General features: G+C 45.3%; 20 protein-coding genes. 12 read left to right on the top strand and 8 right to left on the bottom strand.

The genetic code is table 11. The features are described from left to right. Positions 1 to 378 precede the first annotated feature (378 nt). Positions 379 to 1806 (bottom strand): cytochrome c oxidase accessory protein CcoG, encoded by a 1428-nt coding sequence (gene ccoG, locus G3R49_RS15495; protein ID WP_167870290.1) that lies wholly within the window; start codon positions 1804 to 1806, stop codon positions 379 to 381. A gap of 77 nt (positions 1807 to 1883) precedes the next feature. Here ccoG and G3R49_RS15490 point away from each other — a divergent pair, with 77 nt between their 5' ends. From G3R49_RS15490 to G3R49_RS15480, 3 genes are all read left to right on the top strand, one after another. Beyond that, positions 1884 to 2234 (top strand): hypothetical protein, encoded by a 351-nt coding sequence (locus tag G3R49_RS15490; RefSeq protein ID WP_167870289.1) that lies wholly within the window; start codon positions 1884 to 1886, stop codon positions 2232 to 2234. Positions 2235 to 2352: 118 nt separating this feature from the next. Beyond that, positions 2353 to 3255, top strand: coding sequence for a 1,4-dihydroxy-2-naphthoyl-CoA synthase (locus G3R49_RS15485; RefSeq protein WP_130599617.1), 903 nt, complete (start codon positions 2353 to 2355; stop codon positions 3253 to 3255). Between the two features lie 180 nt (positions 3256 to 3435). Next, positions 3436 to 3627 carry a DUF2061 domain-containing protein gene (locus G3R49_RS15480; protein ID WP_130599619.1) on the top strand — a complete coding sequence of 64 codons (192 nt, stop codon included), beginning with the start codon at positions 3436 to 3438 and terminating at the stop codon, positions 3625 to 3627. An 8-nt stretch (positions 3628 to 3635) separates the two neighbouring features. On the opposite strand, the gene G3R49_RS15475 is transcribed toward G3R49_RS15480, so the two are convergent. Next, on the bottom strand, positions 3636 to 4832 hold the full coding sequence (locus tag G3R49_RS15475; protein ID WP_167870288.1) for a potassium/proton antiporter: 1197 nt from the start codon (positions 4830 to 4832) through the stop codon (positions 3636 to 3638). Positions 4833 to 5376: 544 nt separating this feature from the next. Between G3R49_RS15475 and G3R49_RS15470 the strand changes: the two genes are divergently transcribed. The 6 genes from G3R49_RS15470 (at position 5377) to G3R49_RS15445 (ending at position 10787) form a co-directional block, all read left to right on the top strand. Then, on the top strand, positions 5377 to 6186 hold the full coding sequence (locus G3R49_RS15470; RefSeq protein WP_130599623.1) for a phosphate ABC transporter substrate-binding protein: 810 nt from the start codon (positions 5377 to 5379) through the stop codon (positions 6184 to 6186). An 80-nt stretch (positions 6187 to 6266) separates the two neighbouring features. Continuing rightward, positions 6267 to 7172: a phosphate ABC transporter permease subunit PstC gene (pstC, locus tag G3R49_RS15465; RefSeq protein WP_167870287.1), complete on the top strand. Its 906-nt coding sequence runs from the start codon at positions 6267 to 6269 to the stop codon at positions 7170 to 7172. Positions 7173 to 7174: 2 nt separating this feature from the next. Further along, complete coding sequence (pstA, locus tag G3R49_RS15460) at positions 7175 to 8110, top strand: phosphate ABC transporter permease PstA (protein ID WP_130599627.1); 936 nt, start codon at positions 7175 to 7177, stop codon at positions 8108 to 8110. An 11-nt stretch (positions 8111 to 8121) separates the two neighbouring features. Continuing rightward, on the top strand, positions 8122 to 8871 hold the full coding sequence (pstB, locus tag G3R49_RS15455) for a phosphate ABC transporter ATP-binding protein PstB (protein ID WP_130599629.1): 750 nt from the start codon (positions 8122 to 8124) through the stop codon (positions 8869 to 8871). A gap of 640 nt (positions 8872 to 9511) precedes the next feature. Continuing rightward, positions 9512 to 10162 carry a hypothetical protein gene (locus G3R49_RS15450; RefSeq protein ID WP_130599631.1) on the top strand — a complete coding sequence of 217 codons (651 nt, stop codon included), beginning with the start codon at positions 9512 to 9514 and terminating at the stop codon, positions 10160 to 10162. A 298-nt stretch (positions 10163 to 10460) separates the two neighbouring features. Next, positions 10461 to 10787 carry an SMR family transporter gene (locus G3R49_RS15445; protein ID WP_130599633.1) on the top strand — a complete coding sequence of 109 codons (327 nt, stop codon included), beginning with the start codon at positions 10461 to 10463 and terminating at the stop codon, positions 10785 to 10787. Positions 10788 to 10929: 142 nt separating this feature from the next. On the opposite strand, the gene G3R49_RS15440 is transcribed toward G3R49_RS15445, so the two are convergent. The 3 genes from G3R49_RS15440 to G3R49_RS15430 form a co-directional block, all read right to left on the bottom strand. Further along, positions 10930 to 11640: an exonuclease domain-containing protein gene (locus tag G3R49_RS15440; protein WP_167870286.1), complete on the bottom strand. Its 711-nt coding sequence runs from the start codon at positions 11638 to 11640 to the stop codon at positions 10930 to 10932. Positions 11641 to 11649: 9 nt separating this feature from the next. Continuing rightward, complete coding sequence (locus tag G3R49_RS15435) at positions 11650 to 13515, bottom strand: putative nucleotidyltransferase substrate binding domain-containing protein (RefSeq protein ID WP_167870285.1); 1866 nt, start codon at positions 13513 to 13515, stop codon at positions 11650 to 11652. Positions 13516 to 13732: 217 nt separating this feature from the next. Continuing rightward, a complete protein-coding gene (locus G3R49_RS15430; RefSeq protein WP_245335382.1) occupies positions 13733 to 15877 on the bottom strand; it encodes a TonB-dependent siderophore receptor in 2145 nt (714 codons plus the stop codon). A 151-nt stretch (positions 15878 to 16028) separates the two neighbouring features. Between G3R49_RS15430 and G3R49_RS15425 the strand changes: the two genes are divergently transcribed. From G3R49_RS15425 to G3R49_RS15415, 3 genes are all read left to right on the top strand, one after another. After that, on the top strand, positions 16029 to 16319 hold the full coding sequence (locus G3R49_RS15425) for a hypothetical protein (RefSeq protein ID WP_167870284.1): 291 nt from the start codon (positions 16029 to 16031) through the stop codon (positions 16317 to 16319). Positions 16320 to 16495: 176 nt separating this feature from the next. Beyond that, complete coding sequence (locus G3R49_RS15420) at positions 16496 to 16849, top strand: VOC family protein (RefSeq protein ID WP_130599639.1); 354 nt, start codon at positions 16496 to 16498, stop codon at positions 16847 to 16849. Between the two features lie 58 nt (positions 16850 to 16907). Continuing rightward, entirely contained in the window at positions 16908 to 17711 is an 804-nt protein-coding gene (locus tag G3R49_RS15415) for a phytochelatin synthase family protein (RefSeq protein ID WP_167870283.1), read from the top strand. Between the two features lie 732 nt (positions 17712 to 18443). Here G3R49_RS15415 and G3R49_RS15410 read toward each other — a convergent pair. The 3 genes from G3R49_RS15410 to G3R49_RS15400 form a co-directional block, all read right to left on the bottom strand. Then, entirely contained in the window at positions 18444 to 19829 is a 1386-nt protein-coding gene (locus G3R49_RS15410) for an MATE family efflux transporter (RefSeq protein ID WP_167870282.1), read from the bottom strand. Positions 19830 to 20036: 207 nt separating this feature from the next. After that, complete coding sequence (locus G3R49_RS15405; RefSeq protein WP_167870281.1) at positions 20037 to 22181, bottom strand: heparinase II/III family protein; 2145 nt, start codon at positions 22179 to 22181, stop codon at positions 20037 to 20039. A 4-nt stretch (positions 22182 to 22185) separates the two neighbouring features. Then, the gene (locus tag G3R49_RS15400) at positions 22186 to 24330 is read right to left on the bottom strand and encodes a heparinase II/III family protein (RefSeq protein ID WP_167870280.1); all 2145 of its coding nucleotides are present in this window, start codon (positions 24328 to 24330) and stop codon (positions 22186 to 22188) included. Between the last annotated feature and the right edge of the window lie 451 nt (positions 24331 to 24781).

Genomic DNA, 24781 nt, shown 5'->3' with positions numbered 1-24781 from the left:
CTCTGTGAATGTCCACACAGATATACTTGTCATATTGTTAAAGAGCATCCCGTTCGCGCTTGGCTCATCGGGTCAGGGCTGCGTATTCTACGCTTTCCCGCGTTGGCGTCAAGTGTTTTTTCAAACTTTCTTTTCGCCTTGATTTGAGTGGCTTAAATACCTTCAAATCACACTGTCGAGCTTGCCACCTACACTTGGTGTTGGCCGCTGCGCCGTGTCAGTGGGAGCGCATTATAGGGAGCTTAGATTTTTGCGCAAGGGCTTTTTTGAAGTTTTTTGCAAAAACATGCTTGAGAGGTGTTTTTTTGTGCGAAACCACTAAAAAAGGGACTTTTCAGTCCCTTTTTTCAACAATAATGCCGCTTATGCGGTTTTAACCTACGGCGCGAAGAATCGTGTTTCTTGCTTAATCTCGACTTTCTCACCTTCTATTTCAGTAGATACTTCAATATAGATGTCAGAAATACTCCGTTTAAGCTCTACCGGGTCAATCGCAACACTAATAGGTAATGTCATGATCTTACCACCATCAATCGTCACTGACTCTGGACCAATCCACTGAGCATTATTAAGCCCGGCTACCGACAAGCTATATACTTGCTGTTGTTCAGTCTTATTGAGTAGCTTAATAGTAAAGGTATTCTCAATATTACCCTGGCTGTTTTCTCTATATAGTGCGTTACGGTCACGGATAACATCCATACGCACAGGTGAGATAGTGGCGCTGGCGTAGATGAACACGAGGATCATAACTGTAAGCACCACGCCATAACCGACTAGCTTAGGTCGCAGTACCTTCTCTTTTATGCCATCGAGTTTGTTCTCTGTGGTGTAGCTAATCAAACCTTTGGCATAACCCATACGCTCCATAGTGGTATCACATGCGTCGATACAACCACCACAGTTAATGCACTCATACTGCAGACCATTACGAATATCGATACCAGTAGGGCAAACTTGTACACATAAGTCACAGTCAATACAGTCGCCTAAGCCTAATTCTTTAGGATCGGCTTTACGAGAACGCGGTCCGCGCGTTTCACCACGCTTGGCGTCATAACCGACAATAAAGGTATTCTTATCGAACATTGCCGATTGGAAACGCGCATAAGGACACATATGCAAACACATAATCTCGCGCATCCAGCCTGCATTACCATAGGTTGCAGCGGTAAAGAACAGCACCCAGAAATAGATATCAATGTCAGCACTTAGGGTAAAGACATCCGCATACACTTCACGAGTTGGCACAAAGTAAGACACAAAGGTCATTGCAGTTAGTAGTGAAACTAATACCCACGAGGTGTGCTTTGCCGTTTTACGCCATAGCTTGTCGAACGACCATGGCATCTTGTCTAACTTGATACGTTTATTACGTGCGCCCTCGAACTTCTCTTCAAACCATATAAAGATAAAGGTCCACACAGTTTGCGGGCATGTATAACCACACCAAACACGGCCTAAGTAAGTGGTAACAAAGAACAAGCCAAAAGCAGCAATCATAAACAGTGCAGCTAGCAGGGTAAGATCTTGCGGCCAGATAGTTAACGCGAACACATGGAACTTTTGCTCACTTAAATTAAACCAAACGGCTTGGCGGTCACCCCAAGGGATCCACGGAAGAATAAGGAAGAACAGCATGGCAACCCAGCCCATACGGCGACGCACGTTAGTCCATAATCCTTCAACTGCGCGCACATATATACGATTACGTGGATTGAAGCGGTCAGCTTTTGCAGCATCAGGTTGGTGAATCTTAATGCGGTTGTGCTTCGAATAATCCTTTGAATTCGAATCTGTACTCATTTTACAGCCTTACTACATTAACATTGTAAAGAAACTGGAATAGTATATACCTTTCTATCACTAACTCGGACAAAAAAATGAGAGGTTGGATAGGTTTAGCCATAATTGCAGGTATTCTTTATTACCTCGCAACGGAAACCAATAAACTCGATGAGCCTATTGCTTATGTGCAAGACGTTTACCAATCAATAGAGCGTAAAATCAATAAGGCAACTGGCACTAAGATCCAAAAGCTTGATAGTCGTATTCCAAAGTTAGAAGCCGACCTCGCCAATCGCTTAAATGGTCAAGAGTTAGCTGAAATGAAAAAAGTGCTCACAGACGGCAACACGCTAGACGACTTTAAAGCAGAGTATTGCCAGAGCTCAAAAGCACGCCATGGTGTATTTAGCTTAGACAACCTGCGCTACATTTGCGACAAGCTATAAGCATGCCTTGATACAGCAAGTTCAAGTTAACGGTTTTTTGTCCCAGCATTGACCTAGTCAGTAAATCAGCCTAGCCTTTGATGCCATAGATAATTGAGCACACAAGGTTAGGCTTTTTATGACCCACCAAGTTTCTGATACGTTTGATCCTGCACTTTGGGATGTTGTCCCAGGCTTTGAGTTTGAAGACATCACCTACCACCGCGCTAAAGACCAAGGCACTGTGCGTATTGCTATCGATCGCCCTGATTGCCTTAATTCATTTCGCCCAAAAACAGTCGATGAGTTATATATCGCGTTAGATCATGCCCGCCAATGGTCAGATGTCGGCTGCGTATTGTTAACTGGTAATGGCCCGTCAGCGAAAGGTCAATATTCATTCTCAGCAGGTGGCGATCAGCGCATTCGTGGTAAAGATGGTTATAAATATGAAGGCCAAGGTGAGCACCAACCTGACGTGGCTAAAATGGGTCGCCTACACATTCTTGAAGTGCAGCGACTTATCCGCTTCATGCCCAAAGTGGTCATCGCAGTAGTGCCTGGCTGGGCAGTTGGGGGCGGCCATAGTTTACATGTGGTGTGTGACTTAACCTTGGCTTCAAAAGAGCATGCGGTGTTTAAACAAACCGACCCAGACGTAGGCAGCTTTGACTCAGGTTATGGTAGTGCTTACCTAGCTAAGATGATCGGTCAAAAGCGCGCCCGTGAAATCTTCTTCCTCGGCTTTAATTACAGCGCAGAAGAAGCATTCGATATGGGTATGGTTAACCGCGCAATCCCACATGCAGAGCTGGAAACCGAAGCGTTAAACTGGGCAAAAGAGATCAATAGCAAGTCGCCAACGGCAATGCGTATGCTTAAGTACGGTTTTAACTTGCCAGATGATGGCCTAGTCGGTCAGCAGTTATTTGCCGGAGAAGCCACTCGCCTAGCCTATGGCACAGATGAAGCTCAAGAAGGCCGCGATGCCTTTTTGGAAAAGCGCGATCAGGACTTCTCGAAATTCCCTTGGCACTATTGATTTTAGAGCTCTTGCCTAAGAGCGCGCCCCTTACCAATCCGATTTAAGATAATGCCCACTCCAACGAGTGGGCATTTTTTATTAACCGAACAACTCAATTAAGCTTATCGACAAAATCTACTTTACCAACCAATTGATAATGATTATCATTTGAATAAGTCAAATTGAGGAGTAAACAAGATGAAAAAGACAATCACTTTTGCCATGTTACATTTCGGCGTAGCCTTCACTATTACTTATTTACTAACTGGCAGCTGGGTATTAGGCGGCGCAGTAGCACTCATTGAGCCAGCGGTGAACACAGTAGTATTTTATTTTCACGAGAAAGCATGGAAGCGTGCAGAATCAAAGCAGCTTCCACTTGCGGCATAAAAATAGAGTTATGGTTTCGAAGGTTGAATCAAATCCAGCCTATTTGCTAACGGCCCGATAGCACCGCCCTGGATAAACACTGAAAAAATCATGATGAAAAACACCATATGCACAATATTGATTGCATCTGGAACACCTGCCGCTGCAGGAATAAGCGCAAATACAATTGGTGTAGCCCCCTTTAAGCCCACCATAGAAATAAACAAACGCTTACGCCAAGTTGCCTTGGTAAAAGGTAGATAGCACAGCTGCACAGCTAAAGGTCTCGCAACCAGAATAAGCAATAGTGCTGGTACGAGTGATACCCAAAACACCGACATCAACATTTGTGGGAAGATTTGCAAGCCAAGCACAATAAACATTAGCGCTTGCGCCAACCAGGATAAACTATTGAAGAAATGTAAGTTGACCTGCTGCCCACGCTTAATAAAGTTACCGATCACTACTCCCGCAATATAAGACGCCAACAGAATATTTCCGCCTAACATCTCAGCACCATAAGTCGCAATAATGAAGCTAGCCAGTACAAATACTGGTATTAAACCGTATTCAGACAGACTGATATTGTTGAGCAGCCAAACAGCTAAGCGCGACACACTAAGCCCAACCACAACCGCAACTACAACTTGCATAAATAGCGTCGTTGAAACATCAACAAGAGATAAAGACTGAGTCGACGACAACACCATTTCGGTCAACAAGATCACCATTAGCATCGCAACAGGGTCATTGGTGGCAGACTCGAACTCTAATACTGTGTCGGTTTGCTCTTTAAGTTTTAGCTTTTTCGACTCAAGAATTGAAAACACCGCTGCGGCATCGGTGGAAGACACAACCGCAGCAAATAGCAGGCACATGATGAAATCAAAATCGAGTAACAGATATAAAATGCCGGCAAAGATAATCGTGGTAAATAGCACGCCAAGAGAAGCAAGCACGCCGCCCTCTTTATAGGCCACCTTAATTTTTGCAGTAGAAGTATTCAGACCACCGACAAACACAATGACATTTAATGCTAAACCACCCACTAAAGCGGTTTGTGCAAGATCATCATATACAAAGTCAAACTCACCGTTGCCCAGTGCCAGACCGACCCCCATAAAAATCAGCAACGACGGAATACCAAGAGTACGAGAAGGATGGTGCAGCAAAATACCAATAACGGTTAACGCTGCCATACAAATCATCATCAGTTCAATGGTCATAGTGTTTCCTGTATATGTTTATCTTGTATCTCTAGCGGATGGTCTCCATTCGAATATCGTGAGGTAAGCTTTGCGATTCCGTTAAAACGGCACATCGCATTAGTGCCAACAAGCGCTTGTGTCATAAAAACTTCATAAAAATTTTTATGTTGCATCTTTAGTTTGCAATATACACAAAATCCACAGACCAAGAGTTAATCCAAACTTAATTAAAACTTAGTTAACCACACCTGCGCACCAGCTCAAGCCAAAACAACTTCAAACTACGCAATAACTTGCAATCAGTATTTCACTTTAAGTTTTGACCATAACTCCAGTAACACAAGCTGCCACAAAGATCATACTCAAAACAGTTTAAATACAGAGTGTTAACACCTATCTAAATTTGCTTTTTATTACCCAGAGTTACTCCCAAACCACTGTAACCTGATTGTCATATTTGTCTGCCTTAATGCGCTTGCCCAAACAAGGGCGTACTTATTTGAACAAAAGATTGAACACAAACCCTCAACTGAAAATCCACGATTAAAGAGTAGAAAGCACCATGAAAAAGGTTATTGGTTTATTAACTGCAGTAGGTTTAATCACTGCGCCACTAGCGAATGCTGAAACAGTGACGGTTTCAGGCTCAACCTCGGTAGCCCACGTAATGGAAGTACTGGCTGAAAACTATCAAGCATCAGCAGGAGCAACAGTTGAAGTACAAAGCACGGGCTCATCAGCTGGTATCCGCGCAGCAAAAGATGGCACCAGCATGCTGGGCATGTCATCTCGTAACATTAAAGATGGTGAGCTAACGGATAGCACTAAAGAAATTGTTATTGCTCGTGACGGTATCGCTGCGGCAGTCAACAAAGCCAACCCAGTACAAGATTTAACTCAAGAGCAAATCTCAAAAATTTATCGCGGTGAAATTAAAAACTGGAGCGAAGTTGGCGGAGAAGCTCGCCCTATCGTTGTTGTTACCCGTGAAAACGGCTCTGGTACACGTGGCGCATTCGAAGACATCATGAAGCTACAACGCACAGTAAACGGCCACAAGGTTTCAGCCATTGTGCCTACGGCTCAAGTTGGTAACGGCAACGGAATGATCAAAACCATTGTTGCCAACAACCCATATGCTATTGGCTACATCTCACTTGGTAGTGTTGATGACTCGCTAACAGCACTGTCAGTCAATGGCGTTAAGCCATCAGATGCCAATATCGCATCTGGCGACTACCAAATTGCCCGTCCATTCATCGTGTTAAAGAACAACGACGCGCCGCAATCAGCAACTAAATTCATCGATTATGTCATGTCGAATGAAGGCCAGAGTATCGTCGCTAATGAAGGCTATATCCGCGTTCAATAGTCACTGTTGAAAACACAGCAAAGAAGACACTTGTTTCTTTGCTGTGTTTAATCGCCACGCAGGTTTTAAAGAGGTTGAAAATGGAAGCTGCTAGCAAATTGGAGATGACGAGCGAGTCCTTGTCTCCAGCAAAAAAAATCGATTGGGTAGAGTCAGTATTTCACTGGCTATTTCTGATCAGCGCCATGGTTGGTGTGATATCAGTCATCACCATTGGCTGGTTTGTTTTCTATGAAGGAATACCTGCATTTAAAGAGGCAGGTATTTTCAACTTCTTATTTGGCAAAGAGTGGTTGCCGCCTGCACTTTACGGCATTTCATCAATGATTGTCGCTTCACTCATCTCAACTGCAGGCGCTGTGATAATTGGTGTGCCTGTAGCGCTGCTCACTGCGATTTTCTTAGCAGAAATCGCACCTAAATGGCTGGCTGATATTGTCCGCCCAGCGGTTGAGTTACTCGCAGGTATCCCGTCTGTGGTGTATGGCTTCTTTGGCCTTATTGTCATTGTGCCAGCTATTGAAAGTATTTTTAATATCCCAGCCGGTAATACGCTACTCGCTGGCATTATCGTTTTGGCAATCATGATCCTGCCAACGGTTATTACTATTTCAGAAACTTCTATTCGCGCGCTCACACCAAGTTATAAAGCGGGTGCCTTAGCGTTGGGCGCATCGCATATTTACAGTATTTTTAATGTGCTTTTACCCGCCGCCAGAAGTGGTATTTACACAGGCATAGCACTGGGTATCGCCCGCGCTATCGGTGAGACGATGGCGATTATTATGGTCATGGGCAATGCCCCTGCCATGCCAGGCTCACTGCTTGAGCCAGCTCGCTCCCTCACCGCGAACATCGCTATGGAAATGTCTTATGCAACTGGCATTCATGCCAGCGCTTTATACTCAACGGGCATAGTGCTGCTGACATTCATTGTCCTACTTAATGCAGGTTTGCTCATGTTAAACCGTAAGCGAGGCCACTAATTATGGCGTCTTCAACTAATACTCAATCAATACAATCAAACCAAACCAGCAGCTCAGCAAATGCCACAAGCAGTGGCAAGCTGTCAGTAAAGCAGTTGGCGAGAAAACGTAAAGACAGCGCCTTACTTGCTGGCGTTTGGGCTGCAGCGGGCTTAACCATCATATTTATGCTTTGGGTGGTATGGCATATTTTGTCAAACGGTTTAAGCCATGTGAGCTGGGAGTTTATTACTGGCGCTTATACCCGTATAGGTGAAGCTTCAGGTATCTGGGCGATGATTGTCTCAACCATATATATGGTTGCCTTATCGCTGGCTATTGCTGCACCGATCAGCATTATGACCGCGATTTATCTCACAGAATACGCCAAACCTGGCAGCAAATTGGTTAAAGCGATTCGATTTTGCATCGAGTCATTAGCGGGTATCCCCTCTATTGTTTACGGCCTGTTCGGCATGACTTTCTTCGTCACAGTGTTAGGTCTGGGCTTTTCGATTATCTCGGGTGCACTGACGTTATCAATTTTAATATTACCTGTGATCATCCGTACCACTGAAGAAGCCTTACTCGCTGTGCCGATGGCATACCGTGAAGGAGGCTTTGCTTTAGGCAGCTCCAAAATTTACACCATTTGGCGGCTGATTTTACCCAGCGCACTGCCCGGTATTGTGACCTCAATTATTTTGAGTACTGGCCGCGTGATTGGCGAGTCTGCACCCGTGTTTTTAACCGCAGGCATGGTAACGCAAATTCCCGACAGCGTGTTTGAGTCAGGCCGAACGCTAACGGTACACCTCTATAAATTAACCCAAGAGCTATTTACCCAGCACGAATGGGACCAGGCCTACGCAACCGCAACCATTCTAATCGTATTGGTATTGCTACTTAATTTAGCAACCAAACTTATTGCTGCACGCTTTGATAAACACTCACACTAGGGCAATTAAAAATGAACAAGCTTGAAGTTAACAATCTCGACCTTTTTTACGGCGACAACCATGCGCTTAAAAACATTTCATTGCCTATCCCAGCCAAACAAGTCACGGCGTTAATTGGTCCATCAGGTTGCGGCAAGTCAACACTGCTGCGCACCTTAAACCGGATGAACGACTTAGTGGAAGGGGTAAAAATTAATGGCGACGTGCTATTTGAAGATGAAAACATTTACTCAGACATCGACGTAAAACAACTAAGAATGCGTGTAGGCATGGTGTTTCAAAAGCCTAACCCCTTTCCAATGAGCATTTTTGAAAATGTCGCCTTTGGCCTTCGTGCTCAAGGCGAAAAAGATAAAAAGGTCATTGATGCAACGGTTGAAGAGTCACTGCGTGGCGCAGCGTTATGGGATGAAGTAAAAGATCGACTACACACGTCAGCTCTCGGGCTTTCAGGTGGTCAGCAGCAACGTCTGTGTATTGCCCGCGCCATTGCAATGAAACCAGAAGTGATTTTAATGGACGAGCCCACCAGCGCACTTGACCCAATAGCAACTCATAAGATTGAAGAATTAATGGATGAACTGCGCCAGAAATTCACTATTGTTATCGTCACTCACTCGATGAATCAGGCAAAGCGAATCTCTGATAAAACCGCGTTTTTCTGGATGGGTGAGTTAGTTGAGCATGCTGATACTCATACTCTGTTCAATCATCCGGTCGATAGCCGCACTCAGGGTTATGTAAGCGGTGAATTCGGCTAACTCATCACGCCCTAAGACTAGCTTTAAATCAACATCCCCGGCTCAGGCTGGGGATTTTTGTTGCTCCACGCATCCTCTTCAGTATACCGATTGCGGCTAATGGCATACATCACACCAGAGTTTGCTAGTAAAATTTACCGAATGCTACAGGAATGCAATATTTAAGTTCTCAATAAATTAATGACTTAACGGCTAAATAATATTCAAGACACCATACGTTAAACGAATTGCATGTTTAGTCACGCACCTAGGCGCTTTTATGGTAATAACACAATTGATACATTCATTCAGTGACAATATTTGATAACATTATCAGGTTAAATATGCTGAATACTGGGTTTGCAGAAGTGATTTTGCGAACTCATTGCGTGGGAATTTAGGCAGGGGTTGAAAAAAACCGCCTTCCATGGCTCCATGGTGTATCTCAACAGAAGTTTAAGAACACGAAAAACTACGGCGTCAACATAAATGTTTTGCACATAGCCTGCATAAATATGATGAAACCCAGTGTATACAGTGAAAATTAACTAAAAAACACCGAGTGTTTTAGTAGCTATTAGTAAAAAGCCAAGGCTTTGGCAATTATTCATAGAGATAGCTTTAGAAACGCCACAAAACCTATATTTACGGGAATGTGTACATGACAACAAAACTCTCAGCGAATGCCAAAGCAGAGTTAGGCACTCTGCTCGTCAATTCATCAGAGCTAGTCGATCTATTAAGCCTGCTACCCAAAGAGCATTTAAAGGATTACCCGCTGCTACAAAAGGAGTTAGTGAGCAAACACCCTCACGTTAAAGACTTCAACAAGGCAATTAAAGACAAGCAGTTCACTAAAGAAGAGTACCTTGACCGCATTTTGGCGCGTTTAGATGGCTTTGCCTACGACATGGCGGTTAGCAGCAACCTGGATTACTTAATTGAGCGCGTAAAACTACTAGTGGGCGCAGACATCGACAAAATCGATGAAATGACACTCAATGAAATTGGTGCAGACATCTTACAACGTGTACTAATCGACCTCAGTACCCAGGTTCGCAAACACGTACAGCCAAAAGCAGACCATCCATTTATGGCTGAACGTGGTCGCATTGACCATGTTTTCTGGCGTCATGCCGACAAAGCTTATAATGCTTATAAAGAGGGCTATACCACCCAAGCCGCACTCGATGCCTGGTGTCAGCTAAACCTCAACACTCGTTGTCCGCAAAGCTTTATTCGTTGGATGAAAGCCTATGGCGACCCAACCGAAATCTCTGATTGGCAAGAATATATTCGCCTAAGCAAGTAATACAAACTTAGCTTAAGCGAACACTAATAGAGTTAGTGGCGATTAATAATGATTCACTACAGAAAGGCCGAGCTTATAGAGATAAGCCCGGCCTTTTTCTTATCCGCCATAAACACTCCTAATGATGTTTAGTAAACCCATTAACCTTATGCTTACGTTTGAGTGTTGGCCAAGCAACGATTAAACATTAGCTTTGATGTTTAATAACATATGTGTTTGCTTGTTCATCTCATCATATTACTCCTTCTTATTTGCTCCAACAGGATGGTTGGAGCCTTTTTAAAAAGGTAAAGGTTAAATGAACAGCTACATCTGCCTTAGTATTGCAATCGTATCGGAAGTGATTGCTACCTGTCTTCTCCCCGTAACAGCTGGCTTTACTCGCTTTTTACCTTCTTTGGGCTGCGCCCTAGGTTACGCAAGTGCGTTTTACTTCCTATCACTGGCTACAGCAAACATTCCAACCGCTATTGCCTATGCTATTTGGTGCGGGGCGGGAATAATCCTGATCTCACTCATGGGCATGCTTCGCGGTCAAATTCCTAATATAGAGACCATTATCGGCATGGTTTTGGTCATCATAGGGGTTGCGATGATCAATATTTACAACCCTGTTCAAGACTAATATGAATAAGCCCCAAATAATCGAATTTAAACAGCAAAGCCCAAGCGGTTGCTTGGGCTTTGTTGTATCTGACTAGCTCTCAACGGTCTTGGTGGTAGCTGTAAACCTTAGTTTTACTCTGACCCAATTTTAAGATCTCAGCTTAGGGCTTAAACACCTGCTTAAATTCACCATTAGACTGCCCAAACAACTGCACCGCCAGCGCCATAAATAGCTCTGCAGTGGCAATCGCATCAACCGAGGCGCTATGCCCATGGTACTCAGGCAAACCATAACGCTGACGAACAGATGCTAACCTAAAATCACCATCTTGTTGGTTTTGCCGATTTAACGTCATCGATTTTTCTATTGCTAAGGTATCCAGCCACAGCAGTGGCAACGGCGGTAGACCATACTTTTGCATCACATAGTGATCGATAAATTGCTGCTCAATTTGTCTGCCATGTACCAGTAACTGCTTACCATGCATTTGCTCAAACAAATGATCCATCACCTCATCAAGCTTGCGTGCATCACGGAGCATTTGCGGCACAATATGGTTTATCACCGCCGTTTCAGGGCGCACAACACCTTTGATATAGGTGTGGGCAACACTCGACAACTCGATATGCTTGCCCTGCATAGTTACATAGCCAACACTAAGAATATGGTCTTTGCTGGCATCAAAGCCGCTGGTTTCAATATCTAGCGACAAATAGGTTAAATCGGCAACGGGAGAATTTAACTCAGGTAATGGCTGATTAATAAGCGCTTTTAAGTGCTCAGGCATATCAGGATGTGCCTGCAAATAGGCTTTTCGCGCTCGAGCCAATCGCGATAATGGATGAAATGAGTTAAGCCAGTTTCTAAGCATCACCAACTCCTACTTGCTACTAAAGCGCAGCTTAGCCGCCTCTTGCATATTACTGATAATGCGAAACGCATCTTTCAAATGCTTGCGCTCAAACGAGCTAATGGCGCTCGGCTCCATATGGTTATTTGGCTGTAGCCCTTGACGCAGCGCCGACAACTGATGGTTAAAACGCAGCTGGGTTAAAAAGTAAAACGCCTCAATCACATCTTTAAAGTCATCTTCATTGAGCAGCTTTTGCTCCACCGCAAATTCAAAGCGCTCACGGGTGCCAGTCTTAGAGCAGCCAACCGCGAGGCCATATATACGCGCTAAATCGACAATCAGGGTCAACGCATACTTTTTAATATTCAAAACTCGGGTGTTGTTGCCGCTTTTTTCCAGCACCAGCTTGTTGAAAATACCCAAGGGCGGCTGAGTACGCACCGCATCATTGACCAATGACGGCAAGAATTGGTTATCTTCATTAATTAAGCTGTGTAAATGGTTTTGTAAGCTTTCAGATAACTCGGCATTACCATGTAAACTGCGCACTTCAAGGAATACGCTGACATTCATCAACATGCCATATTGCGGATTCGTCACCCACTTGCGATAGCACTCTTTCCATACGCTCAAGGTTTGGCACCACTTAGGGTTAGACGCCATATAGTGCCCAGTACAGTTGGGATAACCACAGGCATCCATATGATGGGTAACAAACTCACTTAGCTGCTGAAAATAAGCTTTATCAGCTTCAGTAGCACCCTCTTGTAAAATAATGGCACTGTCTTGATCTGACAACATGTGCACTTCATTACGCGCATGGGAACCAGCCACAATCCAGTTATAATCACACGGCGGCGCGCCGAACTGCTCTTCTGCCATTTGCAGTAATCGGCGATTATAGCCATCCATGATCATCGCCATGACCTGACCAATAATCTCGGAATCCACCCGGCCTTCAACCAATGCCTCGAAAATAGCTTGGCGCTCAGACGTTAACTCAGCTAGGCCTTCTGGGGTGTCGGTATATTTAATCTTCTCAATTAAGAAAATCGCCTGCATACGGTGCTTTTGCACCAGGTGCGATGACGTTAATAAACCCAGTACATCATTGCCGCGCACCACAGGTAAACTGCGAATGTTGTATTGCATCATCAAAGAAGCGGCTTTGAGAATGAGATCATCAGGGTCGATGGTAATTGCTGGGGTCGTCATCACCGCTTTGATTGGCAAGCTAATATCCATGCCATCGGCAATCACTCGCTTGGTCATATCACGGTCAGTAATAAGGCCGACAATTTTACCGTCCTGTTTGATAATTGCCGTCGAGCTACGGCAAGCATTTCGCATCTCTTTAGCAACGTCCTGAATGCTCATATCAATATCGACCACAGCAGCCTGACCACGGGCGACTTCAGAGACTTTTTTAAGGAACAAGCCCTTTTCTTTATTAGACCACACCACATTCAGCGCCGAGCGCAAACGCAGCTGCGCGCCTGCAGAAATGCTCTCGCTAAACTGAGGATATTGCTTAGTCAGCTTGAGTAACTTGGAGTGTGGCACCTTATACAACAAGGTATTTTCAATGGCAGTCGCTTTGTAACCGTCCAGGGCATTTTTTAGTGGCTCTAAAAAGGTAAAGCCGAATAGGTCTTCTTCACCCATTTTCGAGCGTAACACGCCGTCAGGTCTGCGCTGCTCCATGGAACCTGTGCGGATGATATACAGGTACTTTTCGGTGTTATCGTCACCAAACTCAATCTGCTCACCACGACCTAGATAAGTGATACTGGTGCACGAGGCAACATCTTTTAACACTGGGGCGGGAAGTTGATCGAAAGGGTCAATTTGACCAATAAAATCAACGATATTAGGAATTAAAGATTCATCCATGGTCGCCACTTACCTCGTAACACTAGATGTATTTGTATGATTAATTATCATAGCTCAAACCTCGACCAACAACTATGACTTTGTCGCGCTTTTAGTATGGGACAAACGCCACTATTTAACATTTTACTCTGACCCAGATTTTACTCTGACCCAAAAGTTAAAAAGGCCTCCGAGTGGAAGCCTTTTTGATTCTGCGAAGTTTCGCCATGCGCCTAGCTTAGAACTGATACTGCAGCGAAGCTTTAATACTGCGCCCAGCACTGTTGGTTGCACTGTTCATGCAGCCACCGGTGAGGTAGTCGGTACCAAATAGGTTATCAACATTGACGCGAATAATGGCTTGCTGATCATTGGCAAATTTAAGCTGATAGCTCATGCCTACATCCACTTTAACGTAACCATCTTTCTTGAACTTATTTGGTGTATCACCAAAACGATCACCTTCATAAGTGGCCTTTAAATGCAGATTGGTGTCGTCATTAAGCTGATAGCTCAGCCAGCTTGATGCGCTAAACCTTGCTGTATCCTTGGAGCGTTTACCTGCGTATTTAGGGTCGCTGATAATCTTGCCATCAAGGTACATCATAGATGCGTTAATCAATAAGCTGTCAGACAGATACCCTTCCATCGCTAGCTCTAAACCTTGATGTCTCACCCTACCTGCAGCTGTGGTAATTTGAGTTTTACCGTTTTCATCAGCATCAAACTTCTCTGTCACAAGCTTGTTAGTTTGCTCAATATCAAATGCCGCGGTAGAAACCAATAAACCACCGTCAAAGAACTCACGTTTAACACCAATCTCTAATGACTTTCCGCGCATCGCATCAAACTGCTTCTTATCGTTGATATCAGCGCTGTTACTGATTGGGTCAGTCGGCTCAAAGCTTTCGCTGTAGGTACCGTACACTGTGGTTTCTGGCGTTGGGTGATACATAACGGCAAGCTTTGGTAGCACGTTGAAGTGGGTAGCTTTATTATTGCGCTCACGATCAAAGCGTAAACCTGCCAACAGGTGCCATTGCTCATTAAACTCAATGAGATCTTGTATATATAACGCATTGGTGACACGACTCACCTCGCTAATTGCCTCGCCTTTGCGATAGTCCAAATCCGCTGGCTTGTCGATGATGATAGCGTCATTAATATCGTACTCACCGGCAATAGCGACCTTCTTTTGCATACCAGTCTTGCGATAATCCACAACACTGCTTCCCAGCAGCACATTGTGGAATAAATTGCCTGTATGGAACTCGCCCTTGAAATCTAAAAATACGGTTGAAACGTCAAATTTTTCAAAGGTATCACGCCCGCGTAGTTTGTATTTACCAGTCGTTAAACTGCCACCTACTTTTCCTATCTTGCCGTACATGCTTTCGGTGGTTTGACGCTCATGTACTTGATAGTTAGCACCCGCGGTTAGGGTCCAGTAATCAGACAAATTTGAGTTTAAGGTTACGCCCATGTTCTCAACGCTAGACTCACGCTTAGACCAAGGCATATCCCAAATAAAGTCACGCTTACCAACACGCTCCCACTTACCGGTTTCAGGGTTCTGCTCATGCTGAGCACCCATGTCGATGCCAGCATCATCATTGGTGCTGTCAAAGTTAAAGCTAACTATCGTGTCGTCACTCAAATCCGCTTCAAGCATTAATGCGCCCACTAGGCGGTCTTGTTCGGCGTAGCTACCATCTTTGTACTTGCGCCAGCCAGTTTGCCCCGCTTTTGAGATAATCGCGCGGCCGCGAACCGTTTCTGCTGCATTCAAAGCTCCGCCAAAGTCAGCCATGCTGCGATGGTAACCGAATGAACCAAACTCTTGCTCTAACGAAAAGTGACGCTCTGCTTTTGCACTCTTGGTTACTAGGTTAATCATGCCTGCGGGCGTGGATTTGCCATACAGCAGCGCAGATGGGCCTTTTAGCACTTCGATACGTTCATAAAGCTCAATCGGCTGAGCGTAACGAGAAAGGTGGAATTGACCATCGCGCATGTAGCTTTGATCCGGCTCTAACACAAAGCCACGCATGTAAAAACGCTCGCGACCACGACGCACATTACCAGTAGACACACTGGCATCGTTGTGTAGCACCTGACCTAAAGTCACCGCGCCTTGGGCTTCAATTAAATCTGCGCCATACACAGACACTGAGCCTGGCGTGTCCAGCTGGCTCATGTCTAGCTTCATTGCAGAGCTATTGCTGGGCTTCACATGACGCACACCATGAACGTTAATGGTCTCTACAAAAGCCTGGTGATGATCATGATGTTTGTGATGCTCATGCATACCTTCATGGGCAGCCCCGTTACTGGCTGCCATTGTCAAAGAAATCGTTACAGCAAGCGCACTTAACTTATACATGCTTTTTACTCCGCAAGGGCTGTTCAACTAACAATCAATCGCGCGAGTATGCCGTAACCAGGTTCACTAACCCTTACTAAGTCTCTTAACGTGTTTTAGTAATCACTGAATTGCCATCATTGTTCAATAAACCACCAACAAGGGTTAGCCGATGCCATTCAAACTAAATATCAGTGTTGTTGCACTGGCTGTCATAACTATGAGTGGCTGCGAGCCACAATCTGGACTACAGATGCCGCAAGATACCTTTGAGCGGGCAAACTTAAGCCGCTGCCAAGACGCAGCGTTGCAAAGTTATCAATACAGCAAGCATGCGTTTGGAGATGATGCAGCGCTCATTATGCAGCGTAGCCAGATATCACATTGCCAGCGCATACAAGCAGAGCAACAGCAACAAGCGCTTAATAGCGCGCTGGTTATGCAAAGCAAGACAGCTGACTAAGCCAGCTCGATTTCGAAAGTGATTTGTCAAAAGTAAAAAACCGACGTTATTTCAGTCATATCAGTAATTGTTAAAAATTGATTACTAATAAGGCTAATGTCGTTTAGTAATTCGCTCTGTGGGATGCTTAGCCCATTGGAGCAACAGCCGTTCACAGCAAAGATGAGAGAGCACTTATGAACTTTGATTGGCACGAACTCCATACCAATGAGTTTGAGGAAAACCTCAAGTTTTACACTTCAACCTTCGCGGTCAATGTACGTAAGTTACGCGGTCGCAATGGTAAACGTTACGCTCTGCTGACCCGAGTCGGCGAGCCAATGCCATCTTCTGGCATTGTTGAGTCAGACGTAAACCAAGGTTGGAAAAGTTTTATTAAGGTGATCAACGTCGACCTTGCTAAACAAAAAGCCATTCGTAACGGCGCGATGGAAGTTGAGTCTTATGACATTCCACGCGTTGGCAGCGTTTGTGAGCTTGTAGAACCTAGCGGCAGCAAAGTGTCGTTTATTCAATACGACCCAAGATAACTCGCGCTCGTTGTAGCAAAAGATCACCACAAAATTAATTGGTATGAAGGATGAGAGCATGAAAAACACATTTTTAAAATCAGCTGGCTTAGGTTTATTAATGCTAGGCGCACTAGCAAGCCCGCTGACTATGGCAAGCTACAAAGTATTAGACTGGGCAAGTAAAGAAGGCCAAACCCGCCTAATGAACTCAGTCGACAACCAAGACTTTTTCTCGCTAGCACCGCACTTTGAAGGTCAATCTAACAAGGTATTTTGTGGCATTGCCTCTATGGCAATGGTAGCCAATGCTCTGTCTGTTACCCCAAATGGTGACAGCATTGAACTAGACCCAAGCCGCATGACAGAAGCTGAGCTTGAGTACTTCCCTAAAGATGGTTGGAGCCCGTTCTTCCACCGCTATACGCAAGAGTCAGTATCAAACGTCAGCCCTAAACCTCGCATTGAAATGTTTGGTAAGCCAACCGAGAAACACCCTAAGGGTGACTATGGTATGCAGCTAACTGACTTTGAAGCACTTGGTATCCAAATGGGCTTCAAAACCGTTATTGAACCAATTGACTTAGACAAGAAAGACAGCTGCGTTTATGCCTCTTACATTAAGAAGCAGCTAATCGCTGGCCTTGCAGACCCAGATAACTTTGTTGTGGTGAACTATTCACGTGCGCCGCTAGAGCAGCGCGGTGCTGGCCACTACTCACCTATTGGCGCATACCACCCAACATCAGATTCTTTCCTGGTGATGGATGTGTCTAACACATACCAAACCTGGGTGTGGATCAGCAGCCACAACTTACTTGAAGCTATGGCAACAGTAGACGGCGATCAGGTTCGTGGTTACGCCATTGTTTCTAAGGGTTAATCCCTAATAGGTTTTACAAGCTACACCAGTTTTGCCGTCCCCTTTTAGGTTACCTCTCATCGCCTACTAGGGGCACGGCTCCTTTCTTTTTTGGCTGGCGCCGCCCCCAGACTCTTTGATGTACTTTGCCTGCGATGATCGGTCATCAGTGTTTCAAGCATTTTTCTCTTTAAACTAGCTAGATAATTGCACTCAGCTTACGGCTTTGGTAATTGAGCTAGGTGATCACGCCTGCAGCGGGCTTATGTTGTCTATGCTATTTCCTAGCCGTAACTTGCCGTTGCAAAAAGTCGTGGGATTTCATCCCACACCCGAGCAAGAGGGGGATCAACAGCAATCCCCCTCTTGCATCTCCCCGCGCCGCCCCTACGGAATTGATCACCCTCATGCTTATTCGAAACTAGCTACCGCTTTCGATAGGGCATCCCTGCCCAAACGAAAGCTAGCCTGACGTCCTGTCAGGCTCACGCTATTTTCTTCAACGCATTTCGGCAATTCCAATGGAGTAAATAGGTAGCCTGCTGATTCATTTGCTTATTTTAGGCAGATAAAAAGATAAATCCGTAACCATACTTGTGGACTTAAAAAACCTAAAACGGCTTGCTTGCACGACTTGATTAGCCATCTACCGCATGGATGCGGTAGCTGAGCTACCATGGATGGATTTACAGCGTGCTAATCAAGGTTCTAGTGAGACGTGTCTCAGGTAATGGGCTTTCTGGTAAAAAGTGCTTAATAACTCAACTTCTGGGCATCTTGCTCGCTGAACTCAGCCACGGTTTTTCTTGCCAGTTGTCTAAATGGCAGTGCTTTGATGATCTCTTCAAATGGCTGGATAGCAAACGCCCAGAATATTGAGGCATCAAAATACAAAATCAGTAGCGCACAAAGTGGAATTGATACCACCCATTGGCCGGTGAAGTTGATTTTAAATACAGCTGTGGTTTTACCCATAGCACGCAGGATATGACCATGAACAGTGTTGTAGCCGCGGATCAGCGGCAGCAGAATATACAGCGGCGCGATGATAGCTAACGCCTGATAAGTTTCTTCGGTCATCTCAGGGTAAACATCGCTTATCCAAATACTCAGTAGCCAGTAAAGCAGCATGGTTAAGATAGAGATCACCACTGCTAAGCGAATACTTACATTCACGTTAGTTTCAATTTCACTTAGCTTACGCGAGCCAATCGCCTGACTGATAGAAATTGCCGATGAATGCGCCCAAGAAGTCACAAACTGCGAGCCAGCCCGTAACCATGGCAACACCAGGGTAATTGCCACATAAGCATTGATTGATAGCTGTGAGTACAGCAATTGGTAAACACTAATACCAATCGCCAACATAGTGACGTTTACCGCCACTGGGAAGATTTCGATAAAATGCTTACGGGTATTTTCAAGCGCATCGGCAGCCGAAACAGCCAGTTGCAACAACTCTCGCTCAAGACTGCGGGCATACCAGACCAAGAAGATAAAGCGCACCACAATGGCGGCAAGACTGCCCACTGCAGCGCCAACCACGCCGAGCTCAGGAATGATTTGCAAGCCCGCTAAACTCACGCCGTAAATAAAACCATAAGACAGCAGCGCATTGATGGGCAGTTCAAGCAAATAGCCTTTAAACGCTACCTTGGTTTTGCCCAAGCTATTAAACAGTGCAATACAAACTTGAGTCACCGCGTTCACCACCACCACATGCTTGGCGTAAACCAAATAGCTCAGCACCTCTAGCTGCAATTGAGCATTGTCGGTGATCATGGCAACCAATGGCTGCTCAAACATCACTAGCAATATCCAGAACAACACAGCTACGGCCATATTGATAGTCATGCCAGCCCAAAATGACTTAGCAATCGCTTGTTGGCTGTTTGACCCAACCGCGCGGCTCATTACCAGCTGCGAGCCATTAGCTAGCGCCATTTGAATGCCCAAAATGAAAGCGATAATGGTGGTTGCAATACCCATGGCGGCTAACGGAACTTCACCTAATGGCGACACCAGCAAGGTGTCGATCATCAGCATCGACTGCATTAATAATGCATTCAAAGCTAACGGCCAGGCCAGGCTGATATTGTTACGCACGTAAGGGCTGTTAAATTGCAAAAACTGCTGCATTTTCCGCTTCCATTTGGTCTAAATTGCCACTGCTAAAATTTACCGCAAACTCCCATGAATTTCGCAGTTTAAAATTCTTCTGAGCACAGTGTAACTACGCAAAAAGCCTGAGCATAACTCAGGCTTAACTTAACGATGTTTTACCTTTGATTAGACTTGCAATAGGCAAGCCTGATCAAGGGTTGTGCTGCTCTCGCAGGGCTTACACTATTGCTCGATAAAGAACTCGCCTTTGAAGCTAACGCATTCGCCGTCAACCACTAAGCTAGATTCAGTGTCGGCATTAACGCCAACCTTGTTCGACACAAATACACGCACAACTTTACCGCTAGTTAGCTCAAGCGCTACTGCAGATGCATCGTCGGTGTGGGCAAGCACAGTTACGCTTGCCACTTGACCACGAGCATCAGTACTGGCTTCAATCGCTTCGTTGAAGTAACCATGAGTCTCGTACAAGTTAGCAAATAAGTGGTTAGTGCCATGCTGGCGCAACATGATCACAGGCTCACTACGTAGGTTAAAGTCTGGGTCATTAGCACCAGTGCGGGCGAAAATCACCTCACCACCTTGGGCACTGCTAACCATAGAGTAGTAGCTTTGGCCGTGTAACCAGCTTACTAGGCTACCTTGCTCAACCTTACCACTTGCTACATTCCACAGGTGCTCATAACCTGCAGACTCGCCAAGCGGCTTAAGTTTTGACTCAGTTTGGTAGTCAAAGTCAGTGCGGATGATTTGACCTGTGTAATGCATAACATAGTCGTAGCTGTGTGGCTGCTCGCTGGTTAGGCGGAATAGATCCAACACCACAGGCTTAGCAATGCCTTCGATTTCGAACATGATCACCGAGCGCTGCTGATCAACACCTTGGTAGTAATCGCGAATAAACGCGCTCATGCCTTGAGCTTGCTCGCCTGCCACAAAGAAGTGAGACTCACCCCAACGCGCTTCTGCCGTTGCAGTGTCGCCATTGTTTTGGCTCTTACCGTCAACCACAACCGTGTTGTGTGCAACAGTTTGCTTAGCGTAGCTCTTGTTCTCTGGAATATAACGACCGCCGAACTTAGGCTCAACGTTTACCCAGCGACCAAAACCATAGTCGTGAGTCACTTCCTGACCGTGGTTGAACAGGCTTAGGTGCAGACCGTCATAGTGACCGTGATCAAGCGCTGAGTGCAGCTTATGATCACTACCATGTTGACCAAACCATAGCAGCGCCATGGTATCGTCTTTGTTTACATCACGGTGACGCAAGATAGACACACCACCGCGGTCGCCTTCTGCGCCGTCAGTTAGGTATAAGCTACCCCAGTTAAAGCCAGCTAGCTCACCCGCATTGGCAACACCATCAGAAAGCGCCGCACCGGAGCCGTGAACCCACACTTTATCTTGATGTACTGCCATCGACTTTAAGTTGTCGTCTTGGCTGTAGCGCTTAAAGCACACGCTAGTTGCGATAAGAACGCCTTCGTCTTTAATATCCATGGTTTTCGAAGAGTCATTTAACGCTGGCAGCACACCATTAGGGAATGCCGTCGACATTACCGCGTAAGTGGTGGTTTTAATTACCTGATCTTTCAGCTCATAAATACCAATCTCTGGCTGACGACGCTCAATGGCTTCTGCAAATAGGTAGATTGGGCGCAGTGAGAAACGGTGGTAGTAAGGACCTTCCATGTAGTAACCGTCTGGCGAGAACAGCTGAGTAAGCTGAGCAATAAAGCCGCCAGATACGCTGTCACCTTTTAGGCCGTAAAGTGCTTTATCAACGCTAGCTTGATCGTTAATTGCATAGCCACAAATACCTACACCAGCAACAGCCCAAAGACCGTGGTTATGTACGATGTCAAAGTCGTGAGCGTAAGTGTCAACGAACAGGTCAATCATAGGACGGAACAAGTCGTTTTCAATCAGAGTGATTTCATCATCAGTTAGCTTGTGACGAATGCACGAGTATGCACATGATGCGTACAGCATCCACATGTTCTCGTTAAGCGTTTGGTGGAAGATACGACCCGGTGGGTTTGAGTCACGGCTGGTGTTCAGCTCAAAGCTAGTGTACACCTTGGCGTACTCAACCAGCATTGTCTTAGCGTACTCAAGGTAACGCTCATCTTCAGTGATCAGGTACAAGCGACCAGCTAAGTCTAGGTGAATATAGTTTTGCTTGTGACGGTTATGCTCATAACCGCCCGCTTCACCGTGACCCGGAATTTCGATACCAATTGGCAAGTAGGCTTCAAGCGCAGCCACTTCTGTCGCGATTGAGCGGCCAAGTAAGCTATCGGTATTTAAATGGGTACGCAGCTCGGCAGCTTCATCGAAGCTCATTAATAATGGTTGATAGCTCATGGAATTAACCTCTTGCTTCAACGGCAAAGTAACCCTGCCATTGGAATGTTTGATTGTTGAATGTCACGCTGTTTTCAGTATCCGCAGTTACGCCAACTTGATTGCTCACCATTACTGTGAGGGTGGTTTCAGCGGTTACCACTTCAATCACCGAGCCTTGCTCGTTAGTGCCGATAACATTCACTGCAGTTACCTGACCGCGAGCTTCAGTGCTGGCCTCAATGGCTTCATTAAAGTAGCCGTGGGTTTCAAGCACGCTAGCAAATAGCGTGTCTTTCGCGTGACGACGTAGCACCATGCCTGGCTCGCTACGTAAGTTAAATGATGGGTCGTTAGCGCCCGAGCGAGTAAAGATGATTTCATCATCGCTGCTAGATGCACTTAACCAGGTGTAATAGCTGTTGCCCTGAAGCCAGCTTACTAGCGAGGTATTTGACTCATTTGCAACCTTACCTTGCGCCACATTCCATAGGTGTTGGTAACCAAAGTTATCACCTAAGGTGTCTAGCTCTTTGTGGGTTTGGTAGTCAAAGTTAGTACGCACAATTTGACCTGCATATTGCACGGCATAATCATACTGATGTTGTTCGTCACTGATTAAGCGGAACAGATCAACCAAGATTGGCTTAGCAAAGGCTTCATGCTTGATTAGTAGCAAGCTACGTTGCTGATCCACACCTTCATAGAAATCGCGGCAGAATGCACTTACCCCTTGTACATTGGCATCATCACCACTAAAGAAGTGCGGCTCACCATGACGGCTGTCAGCCAGCTTAACGTCGAAGTTGTTTTGACATTTTTGGTCAACAGCAACCGCGTTATGAGCAATGGTTTGGCGCGCGTAAGACTTGTTTTCATCAAGGTAGCGACCACCAAACTTAGGCTCTACGTTTACCCAACGGCCAAAGCCGTATTCACGCAGCACTTCTTGACCATTGTTGAAGAAGCTAATGCCTAGTGTGTCGAAGTGACCATGGCCCATACCGTGTTGACCATAGTTCATCACTAGTTGATTTACATCGCCGTTGTCAGACTGCATGCGAATAAAGGCTTGCGCGCCACGATCGCCATTAGGGCCTTCGTTTAGCTCAACACTTGGCCAGCATGGGTTTAGCTCAGCGTTATTGCTTGCATAAGCCTCTGATAGCGCTTGACCACAACCGTTAACCCAAACTGTGTCTTGGATTTTCGCCATGCCTAGTATGTCATCGTCAATGCCATAGTGCTTAGCGTATAAACCAAGGGCAACAATCACGCCAGCGTCACAAATGTCCATCGTCAATGATGCATCGTTTAGTGCTGGGAATACGCCGTTAGGGTACGCCGTAGCAAGCATTGCCTTAATGGTTTTACCAATAACCTGACCGTTGAAGTTAAAGATGTCTAACTCAGGACGGTGACGGTGAATCGCCTCGGCAAACAAACATAGCGGGCGAATCGCGTAGCGGTGGTAGTAAGGGCCTTCCATATAATAGCCAGATGGTGCAAATAACTTGCTGATCTGCGCTAGGAAGCCACCTTCAATGTCATCGCCTTTAAGACCATGAATCGACATTTCAACGTATTCAGGCTTATCAATAGCTAAACCACAAATCGCCACAGCGGCAACAGCCCAAATACCATGGTTGTGAATGCGGTCGAAGTCGAAATCATACTTTTCGGTGAACATGTCTAGCATTGGCTGGAACAGACCATCAACAATCGTTTGTTGCTGCTCAGCGCTTAGGTAATGGCGAATACAGCTATAACCTAAGCTGATGTTCAATAAGAACACATGCTCGTTCAGAATTTGGTGGAACAAACGACCAGGCGGGTTAGTGTTTAACTGCTTATGGAAGTCTAGTTTCAGGTATTTGTCAGCATAAGCCAGTAATAAGTCGCCAGCGTACTTGGCGTACTTCTCTTGTCCAGTAACCAAGAATAAACGACCTGCTTGGTTAATGTACTGATAGTTTTGCTTATGACGGTTGTGCGCATAACCACCGGCCTCACTGTGGCCAGGAACGTCGATACCTAATGCAATAAATGCGTCAGTATCTGCAATCAACTTAGCTAGGCTCTTACCCATTAGGCTGTCTGTGCCTAACTCTTTCGCGATTGACGCGACTTCTGACTCTTCAAAAAGTACCGCTTTTATGGCTTGCGACATGTTTACCTCAAACTGGAAACTACGAATTGCATCTAAAATAATACAAATTGAGTCAAATTACAGCATATAAAAACCAATTATAGACTTGGATCACTGACATTTACGCACACATTAACAACATATTGACCCAAACGTATAAGCAGCCAAAACTGCACAAAATCAAGTTTTAATTACAAATCAACAACATAAAAGCACAACAATAAATTCAGTACTGAACAAATTGGAAGCAGATCACAGAGCGAAGAGATTTGTATTACAAATAATCGTATTTTGCGTGTACACTAGGTTCAACAAAATAGATAAAGATCGTGTGCGTCAATGGTGATGAGCATGGTCAATAAAGCAAAGCAGGCTGAAATAGCTGCAAATAAAAGCCAACGACCCGTCATCACTATGACAAGTTGAAGGCTAACAAAGTGCTAATAAAATCAGTGCCTACGAGTTCGTCGAA

The sequence above is a fragment of the Shewanella sp. WXL01 genome (assembly GCF_012263345.1).
Lineage (GTDB): Bacteria > Pseudomonadota > Gammaproteobacteria > Enterobacterales > Shewanellaceae > Shewanella > Shewanella maritima.
Note: the sequence above shows the minus strand (reverse complement) of the source record. Positions and strands in the feature narration are given on the sequence as shown.